This window comes from Oscillochloris sp. ZM17-4, from assembly GCF_019599295.1.
GTDB lineage: Bacteria > Chloroflexota > Chloroflexia > Chloroflexales > Chloroflexaceae > Oscillochloris.
The window spans coordinates 26,696-44,563 of sequence record NZ_JAIEWN010000019.1; the positions used below are offsets into that span (position 1 = coordinate 26,696).

The following is a 17,868-nucleotide window of genomic DNA, read 5'->3' on the forward strand; positions in this document are numbered from 1 at the left end:
AGGGCCGCCGCCCTGCCCTGTGGCTATCCTAGACACGAGAGCGCGCCAGCTCAGCTGGCGCGCTCTCGTGTGGTGTGCGGCCTAGGGGAGCGACGCTATGCGGTAGCAGAGCAGCGCCTGGCGCAGCTGTGTCTCGAGGATGGCGCTCTGCGTATGCAGATCGACGCGCCGCTGCACCCGCGCAATGCTGCGCTGGGCAGCGAGGTTAAAGCGAGTCTGCTGGTGCAGCAGCGGCAGCACGTACCAGCGCGTGGCCACGCTATTCCAGGCGCGGCGCAGCGCGGAGACCAGCGGGATCGCCGAGCGGAACTGATGCTCCGCCAGCACCGCCTCGGCCTCGGCCTCGGCGAGCAGCGCGGGCAGCGCGGGTAGCTCTCCCGCCGGGACGCCGAGCAGCTCCTGGGCGGGTGCCGGCCAGGCGTCGGGCTGATCTTGCAGATGTGCGCCTATTGCCCCGAGGGTCTGGCCGCAGCGCAGGATCGTGGCCTGGGCGGCGGCGTCGGGCGCGGCCAGGCCATGCGGCAGCGCCTGCCGGTAGACCAGCCCGGACACCGCCCGGTCGAGGGCCGAGACCCGGAGCAGCCGGAGCGACTCCGCCGGGGCGAAGTCGCCCCACAGCTCGGCCCATGGCAGGTGCTTGCAGGCGAAGCGCAGCCGGCTGAGGTGGTGGTAGTAGTAGAACGCGCCGCTGTCCTTCCCCGTCGAGGCCGACTCGCTGTGGCTCAGCAGCGACCGGGGCGCATACCAGCACTCGAGGCCGAGCGACTGCGCGCGCCAGCAGAGATCGACATCCTCGAAGTAGCCGGGGAAGAAGCCGACATCGAGCCCGCCGAGCCGATCCCACAGCTCGCGGCGCAGCGCCAGCGAGGCTCCCGTCACAAAGGGCACGGCCTCAGGCGAGTCGTACTGCCCGCGATCCGGCTCGCCGTAGCCCCGGTGGCTGGCCAGCAGGTCGGGCCGGCTGACCGCGCCGCCGGCGTGCAGGATCGTCTCCCCCCGCACATCAAGGATCTTGCTGCCGGCGATCCCGCAGCGAGGGTTGTCCAGCATCGCCACCAGCGCCGTAAGCCAGCCGGGATCGACGGCGGTGTCGGGGTTGAGCAGGACAAGGCACTCGCCGCTGCTGGCGGCGGCCCCGATGTGTACGCCGCCGCCGAAGCCGAGGTTGGCCGCCTGGGGCAGCAGCAGGGCCTCGGGCAGCAGCCGACGCACCAGGGCGACGCTGTCATCCTGGGAGGCGTTGTCCACAACGACCACCTGCGGGGCCGGCTCGTAGCGCAGCGCCCGCAGGGACGCGCAGCAGGCCTCTAGGTGCGCGGCGCTGTTATAGGTGACGAGGATGATCGAGACGCTGGGGCTCATGCATGACCGGCGCTAGCGGGCCACATCCAGACACGGGGCCGCTCGGCGCATTATGGCACGAAGCTCGGATGCGTGCAATCTCCCGGCTCTACCCGTGGGCCGCAGGGCTTTTCTGCTATAATGCCGCCCTGTGTGAACTGCCCCAGAGGAAACCTGATCATGAACCACCTGATCACCGGCGGCGCCGGCTTCATTGGCTGTAACCTGGCCGACGCCCTGCTCGCCCGCGGCGAGCAGGTGACGATCTTTGATAACCTGAGCCGCCCGCGCAGCGACCTCAACCTGAGCTGGCTCCAGGGGCGCCACGGCGCCCGCCTGCGCTTTATCCACGCCGATATCCGCGACTCCGATGCGGTGATGGCCGCCGTCCCCGGCCACCAGACGATCTTCCACCTGGCCAGCCAGGTCGCCGTCACCACCTCGGTGAAGGACCCGCGCACGGACTTCGAGATCAACGCCCTCGGCAGCCTGAACGTCCTGGAGGCCGCCCGCCTGGCCGCCCGCCCGCCCGCCGTCTTCTTCGCCTCGACCAACAAGGTCTACGGCGGCATGGAGGATGTCGCCGTGGTGGAGCAGGCCACCCGCTACGCCTACCGCGACATGCCCGAGGGCGTGCCCGAGAGCCACCTGCTCGACTTCCACAGCCCATACGGCTGCAGCAAAGGGTCTGCCGACCAGTACGTGCGCGACTACGCCCGCATCTACGGCCTGAAGACGGTGGTGTTCCGCCAGGGGTGCATCTACGGCCCGCGCCAGATGGGCGTCGAGGACCAGGGCTGGGCCGCGCACTTCGTGATCGCCGCCGTGACCGGCCGGCCCGTCACGATCTATGGCGACGGCAAGCAGGTGCGCGATATGCTCTATATCGATGACCTGGTGGCCGCCTACCTGGCCGCCCTGGAGCGTATTGGCACGGTCTCCGGGCGGATCTACAACATCGGCGGCGGCCCGGCCAACGCGCTCTCGATCTGGGCCGAGTTTGGCCCGCTGCTTGAGCGGCTCACCGGAAACCGGATCGATGTGCGCCGGGGCGACTGGCGCCCCGGCGACCAGTCGGTCTACATCAGCGCGATCGCCAAGGCCGAGCGGGAGCTGGGCTGGCGCCCGCAGGTGGACGTGGCCGAGGGGATCGCCCGGCTGGTGGGCTGGGTTCAGCAGCACCGTGATCTGTTCGAGCGGTAGGCCGGCAGCCCCGCACCCAGCTGCTCAGTCGAGGAACTCGGCCAGCAGCTGGTGGTAGATGTCGGGCCGCTCGATCATGGGCAGGTGCCCGCAGCGCTCGATCCAGACCAGCCGGCTGTCGGGGACGAGCTTGGCCGCGTGGGGCGTGCCCGCCGGCGGCATGATGCTGTCCTGGCGCGCCCCGATGATCAGCGTCGGCGCGCGGACCTGGGTCAGGGCCGGGTTAATCGCCGGGTCGCCCGCGCTGCTGGCGCTCTCCAGGGCGGTGCGCTTATCCATCTTCAGGAAGTCGGCGAAGCTCTCGCGCAGCACGGCGTCGTCTTTGGGCAGGCGGTAGAAGAAGCGGCTCGACACCGCGCGGTAGAACAGGCGCTGGTCGGCCATCCAGGGCCGGCGCAGCGACATCCACAGCGACAGCACGCGGTGGATCTGGTCGACGACCCGCCGCTCAAACTCGTTGCGGAAGGTGCTGTAGCTGGTGAGCACCAGGCGGCGCACCCGCTCGGGGTGGCGCGCGGCCACGTAGGTCGCCACCCCCGCCGAGAAGGAGTGGCCGTTGAGATCGAACTGCTCCAGGCCGAGCTGGTCGGCGAAGGCCAGCACGAGGTCGGCGATGCGGTGGCTGTCCATATGGCCCGCGAGCGGCGGCGACTCGCCGAAGCCGGGCAGGTCGGGCGCGATCACATCGTGGCTATGGCCGAGGGCGGCGAGGGTGCCGCGCCAGTAGCGCGACGACCCGCCCCAGCCGTGGATCAGCAGCAGCGGCGGGCCGTCGCCGTGCCGGCGGTAGTAGATCGGGCTCCCGGCGAGCGTCACCTGCGCGAGCGGCTCGTGATCTGTGGGTGAGAGGGCGGGCATAGGTTCCTCCGCATCGGCGTTCCTCATGGGTGTGCTGACGCCCGCTATTGTACACCCCGTCGGGCTGTGTCGCGGCGATGGGTGATCGCGCGCGCTGTCAGGTATATCCTGACGCGCCGTATCCGATACGCCCGCTATCGCCCGCCCCCACGTGCCGCTATGCTGAGGTGTCCTGGGCGCTCGGCGTCGCCCCCTGCCCGCCGATCTCTGCCCCAACCCTAAGGAGCGTCGTGTGACCAATATCATTCTCGCGGGCCTGGCGACGATCGTGTTCGTCGTGCTCATGCTCGTGCTGTCGGCGATCAAGATCATCCCCGAGTACGAGCGCGGCGTGATCTTCCGGCTCGGCCGGCTGATCGGGGCGCGCGGGCCGGGGCTGTTCCTGGTCGTCCCGATCGTCGAGCGCATGGTCCGCGTCGACACGCGCGTGATCACCCTCGACGTGCCCTCCCAGGAGGTGATCACCCTCGACAACGTGACGATCAAGGTCAACGCGGTGCTCTACTTTATGGTCGTCAACCCCGACTGGGCGATCGTCAAGGTGATGGACTACCTGCGCGCGACGCTGCAGATCGCCCAGACCACGCTGCGCAGCGCGGTCGGCCAGGTCGTGCTCGACGATCTGCTGTCGAAGCGCGACCAGGTCAACGCGCGGCTCCAGTCGATCGTCGATGAGCAGACCGAGCCCTGGGGCATTAAGGTGACGATCGTCGAGATCAAGGATGTGGAGCTGCCGCCGAACATGCAGCGGGCCATGGCCCGGCAGGCCGAGGCCGAGCGCGAGAAGCGGGCCAAGATCATCCACGCCCAGGGCGAGTTCGATGCCTCGAAGACGCTGGCCGAGGCCGCGGCGGTGATCGCCCGCGAGCCGGTGGCCCTCCAGCTGCGCTACCTGCAGACTCTGAGCGAGATCGCGGTCGAGAAGAACAGCACGATTATCTTCCCGCTGCCGATCGATATGGTCAAAGCCTTCTCCGCGCGCCTGGCCGAATGAATATGGGTGCGCCCGATCACGTTCTGATGCGCTCTGCGCTCGCCTAAGGCCGGCGCGCAATGGCCACGATGGACAGCGTCGCTGTCCATCGTGGCCATTGCGCAAAAGATCGTGTAGCGCAGACCCCCTGTGCCCGTGGCACCGCCCCGTTGCAACGCTCGCGCACAGGAGGCTGTTCCCCTGTAGTGTTCTCCGACCGCCACCCCTGATGCCGCCGCATACGCTGAGGTCTCAGTCAGCGATGAGCCGGTGTCCTACCACAAGGCTGCGCATAGCAGCCAGTGTAGCAGCTAGGGTCGTAGAGCGGCTATCGGGGATGGTCGCACGCTCGCGTAAGGAAATACCTGACAGCGTCGGGGCTGCTGGCCTAAAGTGTCTGGTGTTCCCTGGGGGTGCGCGCGATACACCCCATGCTACAATAGAGTGCCCCTTGATCAGCAGCCGGATCGCATCTCGGAGGCCTGTGATGAGCGGCGATGTTGGCGATAGTCAGGATATAGCGCTGATGGCGCCGCCCATGATGGGCGCAGCGCCGCCGCATGACCAGAGCGCCCCAGAGTCCGACGCCCTCGGCGCGATCATCGCCATCCTCGGGCAGCGCGCGGGCCACGACTTCAGCCACGCCATGCCCCTGACGCTGCGGCGGCGGGTTGATCGCCGCATGCGCCTGTCCCACCTGCGCAGCCTGGAGGCCTACCTCGCCCGGATCCAGGAGAACCACGCCGAGGCGGATCTGCTGCTTCGCGATCTGCTGGTCGGCGCGGCCGAGTTCTTCCGCGACCCTGCGGCCTTCGATGCCCTGGCGGCCACGGCCATCCCCAGCCTGCTGCGCAGCAAGGGCGGCGGCGTGCCGCTGCGCATCTGGGTTCCCGGCTGCGCATCGGGCGAGGAGGCCTACTCGATCGCCATCATGATCCACGAGCAGCTGTCGCAGCTCGACGTGGCCCTGCCGGTGCAGCTGTTCGTGACCGACATCGATGAGGCGGCCCTCGCCGCCGCGCGCCGGGGGCGCTACGATGCGGGCATCGCCGCCCACGTCTCGCCGGAGCGGCTCGCCCGGTACTTTGTGCAGGAGCACGAGGGCTATCGGGTGAGCGCGCCCATCCGCGAGCTGTGCCTCTTCTCGGCGCACAACCTGGTCAGCGACCCGCCCTTCGGGCGCATGGATCTGATCGTCTGCCGCGACCTGCTGATCTCCTTCGACGCCGAGATCACGCGGCAGATCATGCCCATGCTGCACTACGCCCTGGCGCCCGGCGGCTACCTCTTCCTCGGCACCGCCGAGGGTGTGGACAGCACAGACGGTATCGGCGAGCTGTTCTGGGTCGTCGATGCGCCGCACCGCATCTACCAGCGTAAGGAGCGGCTGGTGCGCCAGCCGAGCGCGCTGCCCTGGGCCGTCACGCGCCGGCCTCCTGCGGGCCTCGCCGGCGGGGGGGGGCGGTCGATGGCGCCGGGTGCCCTCGACATCGGCGCGACCCTGGAGCAGATCTTGCTGCGGGACTTTACGCCGGCGGCGGCGATCATCAATGCGCTGGGCACCGTCGCCTACATGACGGGGAACCTCCACCCCTTCCTGAAGGTGCCGGCGGGCGAGCCGATGATCAATATCCTCGCGATGGCGCACCCCGACCTGCATCTGCCGCTGCGCGTGGCCATCCGCACGGTCGTGCAGGAGCAGGTGCAGGTTGTGCGCGATGATCTGGAGATCGTCACCGACGATGGGGTTCAGCGGCTCAGCCTGACGGTCCGCCCGCTCGTCGAGCCGGGCGTCGACGCCGGGCTGATGCTCGTGGCGATCCAGGTGCTCGGCCCGCCGGCCTCCCTCGGCCCGCGGCGCGTGGGGGAGAGGGAGGCCGGCGACCCGACCGACCCGGTCGCGCAGGAGCTCCAGCGCACCCGCGATACCCTTGAGGCGACGATCAGCGAGCTCCAGGAGGCAAACCTCGACCTGAAGATGGTCAACGAGGAGCTGCGCTCGCTCAACGAGGAGCTCCAGGCCGCCAACGAGGAGCTCCAGACATCGAAGGAGGAGATCCAGTCGATCAATGAGGAGCTCCAGACCGTCAACGTTGAGCTCAGCCGGAAGATCGAGGAGCTCGACCGGGCCAACGCCGACCTCGCCAACTTCTTCGCGAGCACCCAGATCCCGGCGATCTTCCTCCATATCGACGGGCGGATCGCCCGCTTCACCCCCCAGGCGACGGAGCTCTTCGCGCTGATCGAGTCGGATGTCGGCCGGCCGATCACCGACCTCAACGCCCGCTTCAGCGACGGCGACCTGCACGCGATGATCGCCCAGGTGATCCAGACCCTCGCCCCGGCGGAGATGGTCGTGCGCCAGCCCGATCATAAGCGCTGGTGGAACGTTCACATTAGCCCGTACCGCACGCTCGCCGGCGTCATCGACGGGGTGATGATCACCTTCTCGGACATCAGCACGCTCAAGCGCACCGAGGCCGTGCTCCAGGAGGCCCACGACGAGCTTGAGCGGCGGGTGGAGGCGCGCACCCGCGACCTCGCGCTCGCCAACACGGCGATCCAGGCGCAGGTGGAGGAGCGGATCCGCAGCGAGCACGCGCGCGAGAAGCTGCTCCAGCAGATCGTCACCGCCCAGGAGGAGGAGCGCCGCCACATCGCCCGCGAGCTCCACGACGAGATGGGCCAGGATCTCACGGCCCTGATCCTGGGCCTGAAGGCGCTCCAGGACGTTGTCAAGGTCGATCCGCGCAGCGTCGATCGCATCGTGCAGATGCAGGTGATGGCGATGCGGATCAGCCAGAAGATCCGGGCGCTGGCCGTGCAGCTGCGCCCGTCGGTGATCGACGACCTGGGCCTGCTGCTGGCGCTCAGCAACTACATGGAGCAGTGGTCGGTGCAGGCGAACGTGGCGGTGGATCTGCATAGCAGCGGGCTCGATGGCGTGCGCCTGCCGCTGGCCATGGAGACGACGATCTACCGGATGGTCCAGGAGGCGCTGACGAACGTGCTCAAGCACGCCCACGCGTCCGAGGTCAGCGTGATCATCGAGCGGCACAGCGGCGAGGTGCGGGTGATCATCGAGGATGACGGGGCGGGCTTCGTCGTGTCGGCGCCGAGCGGCGGGGGAGCGAGCGCGCAGCACCTGGGCCTGATCGGGATGCGGGAGCGCGTCGACCTGCTCGGCGGCACCCTGACGGTCGAGTCGGCGCCGGGCAGCGGCACCACAATCTTTGCCCGCATCCCGCTCCCAGAGGGAGCGCAAGGAGATGGCCATGTCGCCAATGACAATCTTTCTGGTCGATGATCATATGGTGGTGCGCGCGGGGCTGAAGATGCTGATCTCCGCCCAGTCGGACATGGTGGTGGTCGGCGAGGCCGAGGATGGCGAGTCTGCCTGGCGGGAGATCAAGGACCGCTGCCCGAACGTGGTGATCATGGACATCTCGATGCCGGTGATGAACGGCATCCAGGCCACTGAGCGGATCAAGCAGGTCTGCCCAGAGGTCAAGGTGCTAGTGATGAGCGTCCACGACGACACCAGCTACCTGCGGCAGATGCTGGCGGTGGGCGCCGCCGGCTACATCCTCAAGCACACGGCGGCCGACGCGCTGATCCAGGCGATCCGCGTCGTCGCGGCGGGCGGGCTCTACCTGGAGCCATCGCTCGCCGAGCATGTGGTGGATCGCTATGTGCGCCGCCCCACGGCCGCCACCGCGCTGCTCGGCACCGAGCTGAGCGAGCGCGAGCGCGAGGTCGTGTCCGGGGTCGTGCAGGGCTACAGCAACAAAGAGATCGCCACGCAGCTGAGCCTGAGCGTGAAGACGGTGGAGACCTACCGGGCCCGCGCGATGGAGAAGCTCGGGCTCACGAGCCGGGCGGCCCTGGTGCGCTACGCCATCGATCACGGCTGGCTCCACACGGCCTAAGTGGCATGCTGCGACGCACGGTGAGGGGTGGGCGCGCGTCGCGCGCCCACCCCTCACCGTGCGTGGCGATGCGCATCAACCTGAGGGCTGCCGCCCTAAAACCGGCGTTGGTTTGGCCAACCTGGCCAGCTTCGCTAAAGTCCTGGGGCTTCGCCCCAGACCCGGTTTTGTATTGGGTTTGGGCGGCTTCGCCGCCCAAACCCAATACAAAAACACTGCGGGGGCGGCTTCGCCGCCCCCGCACCCCCACCGGGAGGTGATGTTGCAGAAGCCCTGTGGGGCAATGAGCTGACCTTGCCCCAGGGCGTTGGCGTCGGGTATAATGGCTGATGGTATGTGCGATGTGATACGTGTATGATCCGTGATCGGCTGATCACGATGGAGATACAGATGCTCAACTGGCTCAAGAAGGTGGTCGGCGACGGGAATGATCGGGCGGTGCGCCAGATCCAGCCGATCGTCGATGAGATTAACGGCCTTGAGGACTCGTATAAGGCGCTCTCCGACGAGGCGCTGCGCGGGAAGACCGCCGAGTTCAAGGCGCGGCTGGCGGGCGACGAGGACCTGGACGACCTGCTGCCCGAGGCCTTCGCCACCGTGCGCGAGGCCGCCCGCCGCGTCCTGGGCATGCGCCACTTCGATGTGCAGCTGATCGGCGGCACCGTGCTGCACCAGGGCAAGATCGCGGAGATGAAGACCGGCGAGGGCAAGACGCTGGTGGCCACCCTGCCGATCTACCTGAACGCCCTTGAGGGCCACGGCGCCCACCTGGTGACGGTCAACGACTACCTGGCGAAGGTCGGCGCGGGCTGGATGGCCCCGCTCTACCACTTCCTCGGCCTGTCGGTCGGCTTTATCGCCCACGACACCAGCGCCCTCTACGACCCGGAGTTCACCGACCCGAACGCCAACCCCGAGGACCAGCGCCTCGTCCACTGGCGGCCCTGCCTGCGCCGCGAGGCCTACTACGCCGACATCACCTACGGCACCAACAACGAGTTTGGCTTCGACTACCTGCGCGACAACATGGCCTACGAGTCGGCGCAGATGGTTCAGCGCGAGCCGCACTACGCGATCGTCGACGAGGTCGACAACATCCTGATCGACGAGGCCCGCACCCCGCTGATCATCTCCGGCCCGGCCCAGAAGAGCAGCGACCTCTACCGCCAGATGGCGGTGCTGGTGCGCAACCTCAAGCGCAGCTCGGTGACGGCCAAGCAGATCAAGGAGGAGGGCCTGCAGCCCGACGGCGACTTCCTGATCGAGGAGCGCAGCAAGAGCATCACGCTGACTGACCAGGGCATCGAGAAGCTTGAGCGCCTGATGCGCATCCCCGACGGCGAGAGCCTCTACGACCCGGCCCACTATGAGAAGACCCACTACGTCGAGAACGCCCTGAAGGCCAACTTCATCTTCCACCGCGACAAGGACTACATGATCACGCCCGACGGCGAGGTGCTGATCATCGATGAGTTCACCGGGCGCTCCATGCCCGGCCGGCGCTGGAGCGACGGCCTGCACCAGGCGGTCGAGGCCAAGGAGGGCGTCGCGATCAAGAACGAGAACGTCACCCTGGCCACGATCACCTTCCAGAACTACTTCCGCATGTACAGCAAGCTGGCCGGGATGACCGGCACGGCCTTCACCGAGCGCGAGGAGTTCGGCAAGATCTACAACCTCGATGTGGTGATCATCCCGACCAACAAGCCCATGGTGCGCAACGATATGCCCGACCAGATCTACCGCACCGAGCAGGCCAAGTTTGAGGCGGTGGTGCGCGAGGTGCAGGAGATGGTCGAGCTGGGCCGCCCGGTGCTGATCGGCACCACCTCGGTGGAGACATCCGAGCGGGTGAGCGAGCTGCTCAACCGCTCGGGGGTGCGCCACAGCGTGCTGAACGCCAAGCAGCACGAGCGTGAGGCCGGGATCGTGTCCCAGGCCGGGCGCAACGGCGTGGTGACGGTGGCGACCAACATGGCCGGCCGCGGCACCGACATCCTGCTCGGCGGCAACCCTGACGGCCTGGTGGACGACATCCTGGCCGCAAAGGGCATCAAGTTCGATGAGGCCAGCCCAGAGCAGCTCAAGGAGGCCCGCGCGGAGGCCGCGCGGCTCACCGCCGTCGAGGGTGCCAACGTGCGCGATCTCGGCGGCCTGCACATCATCGGCACCGAGCGGCACGAGGCCCGCCGGATCGACAACCAGCTGCGCGGCCGCGCCGGCCGCCAGGGCGACCCCGGCTCCTCGCGCTTCTTCCTCTCGCTTGAGGACGAGCTGATGCGCCGCTTCGGCCCGGTCGACCGCATCCGCAGCATCATGAGCCGCTTCGTCGAGGACGACCTGCCCCTGGAGGCGGGCATCCTCGACCGCACGATCGAGGGCGCGCAGACCCGCGTTGAGGGCTTCAACTTCGACATCCGCAAGCACACCGTCGAGTTCGATGATGTGATGAACAAGCAGCGCCAGATCATCTACGCCGACCGGCGGGCCATCCTCGACGGCGCCGATATGCGCGAGCGCGTCCTGGAGCTGGTGGGCGAGGAGATCGCCGCCCTGATCGACGAGCACCTGCCCGCCGACAGCCACGACACCGACGACTGGGATCTGGACGAGCTGCTGCGCCAGTACCACAAGATCAACCCCATGCTGCCGGCCACCGCCACGGCAGATAACCTGAAGGCCAAGGCGCGCGAGGAGATCGAGGACTGGCTCGTGGAGCAGCTTGAGCTGGCCTACATCGAGCGCGAGCGGGCGATCGAGACCGATAAGATGCGCGTGGTCGAGCGCCGCTTGATGCTCAACGCGATCGACCGCCAGTGGATCGATTACCTGACGGCGATGGACGAGCTGCGGCAGTCGATCAACCTGCAGGCCTACGCCCAGAAGGACCCGCTGACCGAGTTTAAGCGGGCCTCCTTCTCGATGTTCGATGAGCTGAAGGCCAACATCACCCGCGATATTGTCTACAACCTGATGAACGCCTCGTTCCAGTACGAGGCCTACCTGCGTCAGATCGAGGCCGAGCAGCAGCAGCGCCTGGCCACGGCCCAGCGCGCCGGCGGCAGCAGCGAGGAGGAGATCCAGCAGGCCAAGCCGACGCGCAAGCAGGTGGCGATGCCCGGCCGCAACGACCCCTGCCCCTGTGGGAGCGGCAAGAAGTTCAAGAACTGTCACCTCGGCCGCGAGGATGAGATCATGCCGCTCATCCAGGCCCAGGCGAATAGCAAGGCCGCCCAGTCGGCCCACGCCGCCGCCACGCCGCCGCCCGCCCGCCGCGAGAACCCGGCGGTGGCCGCCGAGGCCGCCAAGATCCTCCAGGCCCGGCAGGGCCAGCCCACGCCCGCCGCGCAGCCGCAGACGCCGCGCGGCCGCGGCACCCCCAGAGGCAAGAAGAAATAACCCGTACGGGTACTGTGTAGGGCTGAAGCATTCGGGCTGGTCGCAAAGCGACCAGCCCGAATGCTTTGGCCCTGCCAGGGCATGTGCAGTCCCTGCCCCGCCGGGCCGGCGGAGCGCACCCCGCGCGACCCGCTGGGCGGCGATATGGTGAGCGTGGGTTTTCTGACCACGCCCGGCGGCGCGGCCGAGGGGGTGCGCCTGCACTGGGCGCGCAACGGCCGTCCGCAGGCGCCCATCCACGGTCGTCCGCTGAGCGTGGGCCGTGACCACGACCGCTGGCTGGTGGAGCTGGGCGCGCTAGATGCCGGCGATACGGTGGAGTACTGGATGGTCGCCGAGGGCGCGGGCCTGACGGTCGAGTCGCCGCGCTACCAGTTTGCCGCGCTGCGCCGCCGAGCCCTGGCCGGCTTTCTCGCCGCCGCCGAGACGCCCGCGGGCCTGGCGCTCGCCACACTTGCCGACGACGGACTGCCCGGCCCGGCCCTGACCCTGCGCCGTCTGCCCGATGCCGGCGGGCTCCAGCTGATGCTGGGCGGCCCCGCGCCTGCGGCGGGCGCGCCGCCCGCCGAGATCTGCCTGCGCTCCGCCGCCGCCGAGCTGATGGCCCACGCCGACGGCCGGCTGACCCTGCGCGCGGGCGGCGAAACGCTCTCCCTGCGCCTGCGCTGGGTCGAGGCCGCCGACGGCGCGCTCTGGTCGGTGGAGCTGAGCGGCGACCTGGCCGCCGGCGAGGCCATCGTAGGCCTGGGCGAGCGCTTCGACGGGCTCGACCAGCGCGGCCGCGCGCCCGACGTGGCGGTCTACGAGCAGTACAAGAACCACGGCAACCGCACCTACCTGCCGGTGCCCTTCTTCACCTCGTCGCGCGGCTACGCCTGCCTGGTCGAGGGCAGCGGCCACGTGGCCTACGACTTCGGCCGCAGCGCGCCCGACCGCTGGGTCTGCGCCGCCCAGGCCGGCGGCGGCAGGCCGCTGGCGATCGACCTGTTCAGCGGCAGCCCGGCCGCCTGCCTAAGCGCCTTCACCGCGCGCACCGGCCGACCGGCGGCCCCCCCGCCAGCCTGGACATTCGGCCTGTGGATGAGCAGCAACGAGTGGAACACCCAGGCCCGCGTCGAGCGCGAGGTGGCCCTCACGAAAGAGCACGGCATCCCGGCCACGGTGCTGGTGATCGAGGCCTGGAGCGACGAGAGCACCTTCTATATCTGGAACGGCGCGCGGTACCAGCCGCGCGATGGGGCGTGGGCGCCGCGCCTGACCGACTTCAGCTTCCCGGCCGACGGCCCCTGGCCCGACCCCAAGGCCATGTCCGACCGCCTGCACGATGACGGCATCCGGCTCATCCTCTGGCAGATCCCGGCCCTCAAGCAGGTGCTGGAGCCGCACCCGCAGCACGAGGCCGACAGCGAACACGCCGAGCGCCAGGGCTATGTGCTGCGCCAGCAGGACGGCGAGCCCTACCGCAACCCGGCCTTCTGGTTCAACCAGGCCATGATCCCCGACTTCACCAGCCCGGCCGCGGCCGACTGGTGGATGCAGAAGCGGGCCTACCTGCTCGATGATCTGGGCGTGGACGGATTCAAGACCGATGGCGGCGAGCACCTGCAGGGCCGCGGGATCGTAGCCAGCGACGGCCGCGCGGGCGACGAGCTGGTGAACGCCTACCCAAACCTGTATATCGGCGCCTACCACCGCTTCACCCTGGCCCGGCGCGGCGGCGACGCCCTGACCTTCAGCCGGGCCGGCCACACCGGCGTGGGGGCCTTCCCCGCCCACTGGGCCGGCGACGAGAACAGCACATGGGAGTCCTACCAGCGCTCGATCGTGGCCGGCCTGAGCGCCGGCCTGAGCGGCGTGCCCTTCTGGGGCTGGGATATCGCCGGATTCAGCGAGGCCCTGCCCAGCGCCGAGCTCTACCTGCGGGCGATGGCCATGTCCGCCTTCTGCCCGATCATGCAGTACCACAGCGAGTACACCCCGCCCGGCGCACCATCGAAGGACCGCACCCCCTGGCGCATCCAGGAGCACAGCGGCGATGAGCGGGTCGTCCCGCTCGCCCGCCACTTCGCGCGCCTGCGCATGGCCCTGCTGCCCTACCTCGTGCGCGAGGCCGCCCACAGTGCGGCCAGCGGCGAGCCGATGCTGCGCGCCCTGCTGCTCGATCACCCCGCCGACCCGGCCTGCTGGCGGATCGCCGACCAGTACATGCTCGGCCGCGACCTGCTGGTGGCCCCGATCGTCCAGGAGGGTGCCTCAGGACGCCGGCTCTACCTGCCCCAGGGCAGCTGGCACGAGCTCTGGGGCGGCGCGGCCCTGGAGGGCGGGCGCTGGATCGAGGTGGCCGCAGCCCTCGACCAGATCCCGGTCTTCGTGCGCGCCGGGGCGATCCTGCCGCTGCACCTGGCCGCCGGCCAGCGCCTCGGCGACGATGTCGGCAACGCCGTCGAGCCCGCCGCCCTGACCCTGCGGGTCTACCCGGATGGCCGCAACGAGGCCGCCCTGGTGATCCGGGGGCAAGCCCATACCGTCATCGTCGAGGAGCTGCCCGCCGGCGCGTGGGTCAGCCTGCCCGCCCTGCCCATCCCCACGCTCATCACCCTCCCCGATGGGCGAACGACGAGCATCTCCCCCACCAATCAGCCCCAGCAGATCACAGTAGCCTAACTTCCTGAGCAGCCTCGGGCCGCACCCTGTACCGCGCGGCCTGAGGCGCTCGCCTACTCTGCGGCTCCCGCTCAGCATCTGCTCGGCGGGCTAGGGGGGGCTATATTCGGTGAGCTTCACTTAGCCCTGGGAGCCGTCACGCGAACAGCAGGCTCAGCGTCGCGGCCAGCACAAAGAAGAAGCTCACCGCGTTGGCCGCCAGCGACACGAGGAGGCAGCGCGCCAGCGGGCGGTCGCGCAGCAGCCGCAGCACCGCGCCCTCGATCAGCGCCGCCGCCAGGCAGAATACGAGCACCAGGGTGAAGAGCGACACCGTGTTGGCGAGCTCGCCAAAGCGGGGCGCCAGCATGGCCAGCAGCAGCGCCGAGGCCATGTTGGACAGCAGCGCGTCGTAGAACGACGTGCCGGGCGTCGCCCAGCGAAGCTGCATCAGCACAAGCGTCTCTACCCCGGCGGTGATCCCGAGAAAGACGAGCCCGGCCACAATGATCGCGATGCCTGTCATACGCACCCCTCACTGGAGGGGCGGCTCACGGGCCGCCCCTACGGCACGATAATCCCCCGCGCGAAGCCGGCGGCGGCCTGGAGCGCGGCGCTAAAGGTGCGGTCGCGGCTGAGCAGGCGCAGCTCGGCGGCCAGCAGGTCGGCGGCGCCGGCGCGCTCGACGCGGGCCAGCCGGCTCACCGTCGGGTGCCCGTCCGCCTGCGCCACCGTGCGCGCGCAGGTCGGGCTGTCGGTGTGCTCGACGCTGAAGTCGGCCAGCACGTGGTCCACCGCCCGCATGTGCAGGGCCGACAGGCCGACCAGGGCGTTGTTGTCGAACGGCGCCGGCCGCAGGCTGATCGTCACCGGGCGGGTGTCGCCGCTCGCCGCGCCCACGCCGGGGCGGACCATGCGCAACGAGATCTCCTCGCCCGCGCGGGAGACCCCGCCATCCACCAGATCCCAGCCGAGGCTTGAGGCGAGCCAGCCGGCCAGCATCAGCGCGCGCAGCAGGCCGCCGTCGCCCGCGGCCACATAGTCGATCTCCACGTGGTCGAGGCGGTGGAGGTGCGGCAGAAAGGGCCGGGTGTCGAAGAACTGGGCGGTCAGCTCGCGCCAGGGGGTCAACCTGGCCCAGTTCAGGTCGCTGAGGGCCGGCGAGTCGGGGCCGGCGCCGGGGCCGGGCGTGTCGCCGGCATCGAAGGCGGCCATCGTCACCAGGTCGCGGATCGGGTCGGCGAAGCCTGCCGAGTCGACGATCAGCCGGTCGAGCACGCCGCGCAGCTTGCCGAGCAGGCGGTGGCCGAAGGGCTGGTCGCCGGCCATCCAGAGCACCACCGGCAGGTCGGGGACGAGCAGCGGCAGCATCAGGCTGGCCACCTGGCCGGCCCGCCCGCCGCGCGAGCTGATCGTGATCTGCTCGCCGCAGACCTGGGGCGCGCCGGGGGCGGGCAGCAGGCAGTTCGCCTGGACCCAGGCCTCCAGCTGCGGCTCGCCCGTCGCGGGCTGGTCGATCAGCACCACGGCCCGGCAGGGGTGGCTGGCAGTCAGCTCCTGGATGACCGCGCCCATGGCGTCGGCCTCATCGGCGCTGCTGGCGCGGGCGAGCAGGTTCAGGGTCAGGGCGCGGGTGGTAGAGTGGCCGGCGGCGGCGGCCTCGGCGGTGTTGTTCTTCCAGAGCTCCTGAAGGTCGCGCTCGATGGTGACGATGTCGGTGGTCATAGTGTCTCCGTTGGGGCGCAGCAGGGCGGCAGAGGCGCGTCGCGACGCGCCTCTGCGCCGCCCTGCTGCGCCCTTACGCGCTTCTGAGGCGTATCAGACTCGCCGCCAGGCGCGGCCGTCGCGGGCCATGAACTCGTCGGCGGAGGCGGGTCCCCAGTCGCCGGCCTCGTAGTTGGGGAACTCCTGGCGCGGGCCGGCGGCCCAGCCCTGGTGGATCGGCGTGATCAGCGACCAGCTGGCCTCGACCTCGTCGCGGCGAGTGAAGAGCGTGCCGTCGCCGAGCATACAGTCGAGCAGCAGGCGCTCGTAGGCCTCGGGCGAGGCCACGCCGAAGGTCGTCCCGTAGCGGAAGTCCATCGTCACCGGGCGGATCTGGCCCTGGCCCGGCACCTTCGAGCTGACCTTGAGGGTGATGCCCTCGTCGGGCTGGATCTTGATCGAGAGCACGTTCGGCTCGATGTCGTTGGTGGGCGAGTCGGCGAAGAGCAGGTGCGGGGCCGTCTTGAACTGCACGGAGATCTCGCTCGCCCGGCGCGGCAGGCGCTTGCCGGTGCGCAGGTAGAAGGGCACGCCGGCCCAGCGCCAGTTGTCGACGAAGAGCTTGAGGGCCACGAAGGTCTCGGTCTGCGACTCGGGGTTGATCCCTCTGCCCGTGCGGTAGCCCACCGCCGGGGAGCCGCCCATGTTGCCGGGGCCGTACTGGCCGCGCACCGTATACCTGGCCACATCGGCGGGCGCGATCGGCCGCACCGCCCGCAGCACCTTCACCTTCTCGTCGCGCACCGAGTTGGCGTCGTAGGCCACCGGCGCCTCCATCGCGGTGAGCGTGAGCAGCTGCATCATGTGGTTCTGGATCATGTCGCGCATGGCGCCGCTCTGGTCGTAGTAGCCGCCGCGGTCCTCGACGCCCACCGTCTCCGACACGGTGATCTGCACGTGGTCAATCTGGCTGCGGTTCCATATCGGCTCGAAGATCCCGTTGGCGAAGCGGAAGACCATCAGGTTCTGCACCGTCTCCTTGCCCAGGTAGTGGTCGATGCGGTAGACCTGGTCCTCGTGGAAGACCGAGAGCACCTGGGCGTTGAGGTCGCGGGCGCTGTCGAGGTCGTGGCCGAAGGGCTTCTCGATGATGATCCGCGTCCAGCCGCCGTTGGGCGACACGTTGAGGCCGTGGGCGCCGAGCTGGCGGATGATCACCGGGTAGGACTCGGGCGGGGTGGCCAGGTAGAAGACCCGGTTGCCGCCGGTGCCGCGCTCCTGGTCGATCACGTCCAGGCGCTCCCTCAGGCTGGCGTAGCCATCAGAGTCGTCGAAGTTAGACTGATGGTAGCTCATCCCGGCGGCGAAGCTCTCCCAGAGCGGGCCGTCGACCTTGCCGCTGCGCGAGTTGTCGTTCACGCCCTCCAGCATCGTCTGGCGGAAGAAGTCGTCGCTCCAGTCGCGGCGGGCGAAGCCGACGACGCTGAAGCCGCCGGGGATGCGCCGCTCGCGGGTCAGGTTATACAGGGCCGGCACCAGCTTGCGGCTGGTCAGGTCGCCAGTGGCCCCGAAGATCACCATCGTGCAGGGCTCGGGCGTGCGGCCGAGGCGCAGGCCGGATCGTAAAGGGTTCTCAAGGGTGGGGGTGTCAATCATAATGTTGCATGTTGCATGTTGAATGTTGAATGCGCGCATTCAACATTCAACATGCAACATTAATTGTTAGCGCGAATAAGCGCTGGGTAAACCTGGGAGCGTCGGTGGCCCCGCTCGCGACTGAAGTCGCAGCGCGGGGGCCTCCGGCCAACCGCCCGCCGA

General features: G+C 69.3%; 11 protein-coding genes. 6 read left to right on the forward strand and 5 right to left on the reverse strand.

Annotated features, from left to right (window positions below; translation table 11 throughout):
• Positions 1-81: 81 nt before the first annotated feature.
• Positions 82-1,362, reverse strand: a complete 1,281-nt coding sequence (locus K2Z83_RS14960; RefSeq protein ID WP_220595996.1) for a glycosyltransferase family 2 protein — start codon at positions 1,360-1,362, stop codon at positions 82-84.
• Positions 1,363-1,521: 159 nt separating this feature from the next.
• Between K2Z83_RS14960 and K2Z83_RS14965 the strand changes: the two genes are divergently transcribed.
• Entirely contained in the window at positions 1,522-2,544 is a 1,023-nt protein-coding gene (locus K2Z83_RS14965) for a GDP-mannose 4,6-dehydratase (RefSeq protein WP_220595997.1), read from the forward strand.
• A gap of 24 nt (positions 2,545-2,568) precedes the next feature.
• Here the strand turns inward: K2Z83_RS14965 and K2Z83_RS14970 are convergent, their stop codons facing one another.
• The gene (locus K2Z83_RS14970) at positions 2,569-3,402 is read right to left on the reverse strand and encodes an alpha/beta fold hydrolase (protein WP_220595998.1); all 834 of its coding nucleotides are present in this window, start codon (positions 3,400-3,402) and stop codon (positions 2,569-2,571) included.
• Positions 3,403-3,685: 283 nt separating this feature from the next.
• Between K2Z83_RS14970 and K2Z83_RS14975 the strand changes: the two genes are divergently transcribed.
• The 5 genes from K2Z83_RS14975 to K2Z83_RS14995 all read left to right on the forward strand — a co-directional run bounded on the left by K2Z83_RS14975 (position 3,686) and on the right by K2Z83_RS14995 (position 14,367).
• A complete protein-coding gene (locus tag K2Z83_RS14975) occupies positions 3,686-4,396 on the forward strand; it encodes a slipin family protein (RefSeq protein WP_220596045.1) in 711 nt (236 codons plus the stop codon).
• A 466-nt stretch (positions 4,397-4,862) separates the two neighbouring features.
• Positions 4,863-7,682 (forward strand): CheR family methyltransferase, encoded by a 2,820-nt coding sequence (locus K2Z83_RS14980; RefSeq protein WP_220595999.1) that lies wholly within the window; start codon positions 4,863-4,865, stop codon positions 7,680-7,682.
• Entirely contained in the window at positions 7,651-8,304 is a 654-nt protein-coding gene (locus K2Z83_RS14985; RefSeq protein ID WP_255604009.1) for a response regulator transcription factor, read from the forward strand. Before K2Z83_RS14980 ends, K2Z83_RS14985 begins: the two co-directional genes overlap by 32 nt.
• A 390-nt stretch (positions 8,305-8,694) precedes the next feature.
• A complete protein-coding gene (gene secA, locus K2Z83_RS14990) occupies positions 8,695-11,703 on the forward strand; it encodes a preprotein translocase subunit SecA (protein WP_220596047.1) in 3,009 nt (1,002 codons plus the stop codon).
• Between the two features lie 60 nt (positions 11,704-11,763).
• Entirely contained in the window at positions 11,764-14,367 is a 2,604-nt protein-coding gene (locus K2Z83_RS14995; protein ID WP_220596000.1) for a TIM-barrel domain-containing protein, read from the forward strand.
• A 136-nt stretch (positions 14,368-14,503) separates the two neighbouring features.
• Here K2Z83_RS14995 and K2Z83_RS15000 read toward each other — a convergent pair whose 3' ends face one another.
• From K2Z83_RS15000 to zwf, 3 genes are all read right to left on the reverse strand, one after another.
• Entirely contained in the window at positions 14,504-14,872 is a 369-nt protein-coding gene (locus K2Z83_RS15000; protein ID WP_220596001.1) for a hypothetical protein, read from the reverse strand.
• 38 nt (positions 14,873-14,910) lie between these two features.
• The gene (locus tag K2Z83_RS15005; protein ID WP_220596002.1) at positions 14,911-16,071 is read right to left on the reverse strand and encodes a glucose-6-phosphate dehydrogenase assembly protein OpcA; all 1,161 of its coding nucleotides are present in this window, start codon (positions 16,069-16,071) and stop codon (positions 14,911-14,913) included.
• A gap of 93 nt (positions 16,072-16,164) precedes the next feature.
• Complete coding sequence (zwf, locus tag K2Z83_RS15010; protein ID WP_255604012.1) at positions 16,165-17,706, reverse strand: glucose-6-phosphate dehydrogenase; 1,542 nt, start codon at positions 17,704-17,706, stop codon at positions 16,165-16,167.
• Positions 17,707-17,868 lie beyond the last annotated feature (162 nt).

Coding starts and splice junctions, on each gene's coding strand:
- K2Z83_RS14960 (WP_220595996.1), bottom strand. CDS start 1,362: ATGAGCCCCAGCGTCTCGATCATCCTCGTCACCTATAACAGCGCCGCG.
- K2Z83_RS14965 (WP_220595997.1), top strand. CDS start 1,522: ATGAACCACCTGATCACCGGCGGCGCCGGCTTCATTGGCTGTAACCTG.
- K2Z83_RS14970 (WP_220595998.1), bottom strand. CDS start 3,402: ATGCCCGCCCTCTCACCCACAGATCACGAGCCGCTCGCGCAGGTGACG.
- K2Z83_RS14975 (WP_220596045.1), top strand. CDS start 3,686: ATGCTCGTGCTGTCGGCGATCAAGATCATCCCCGAGTACGAGCGCGGC.
- K2Z83_RS14980 (WP_220595999.1), top strand. CDS start 4,863: ATGAGCGGCGATGTTGGCGATAGTCAGGATATAGCGCTGATGGCGCCG.
- K2Z83_RS14985 (WP_255604009.1), top strand. CDS start 7,651: ATGTCGCCAATGACAATCTTTCTGGTCGATGATCATATGGTGGTGCGC.
- secA (WP_220596047.1), top strand. CDS start 8,695: ATGCTCAACTGGCTCAAGAAGGTGGTCGGCGACGGGAATGATCGGGCG.
- K2Z83_RS14995 (WP_220596000.1), top strand. CDS start 11,764: ATGCTTTGGCCCTGCCAGGGCATGTGCAGTCCCTGCCCCGCCGGGCCG.
- K2Z83_RS15000 (WP_220596001.1), bottom strand. CDS start 14,872: ATGACAGGCATCGCGATCATTGTGGCCGGGCTCGTCTTTCTCGGGATC.
- K2Z83_RS15005 (WP_220596002.1), bottom strand. CDS start 16,071: ATGACCACCGACATCGTCACCATCGAGCGCGACCTTCAGGAGCTCTGG.
- zwf (WP_255604012.1), bottom strand. CDS start 17,706: ATGATTGACACCCCCACCCTTGAGAACCCTTTACGATCCGGCCTGCGC.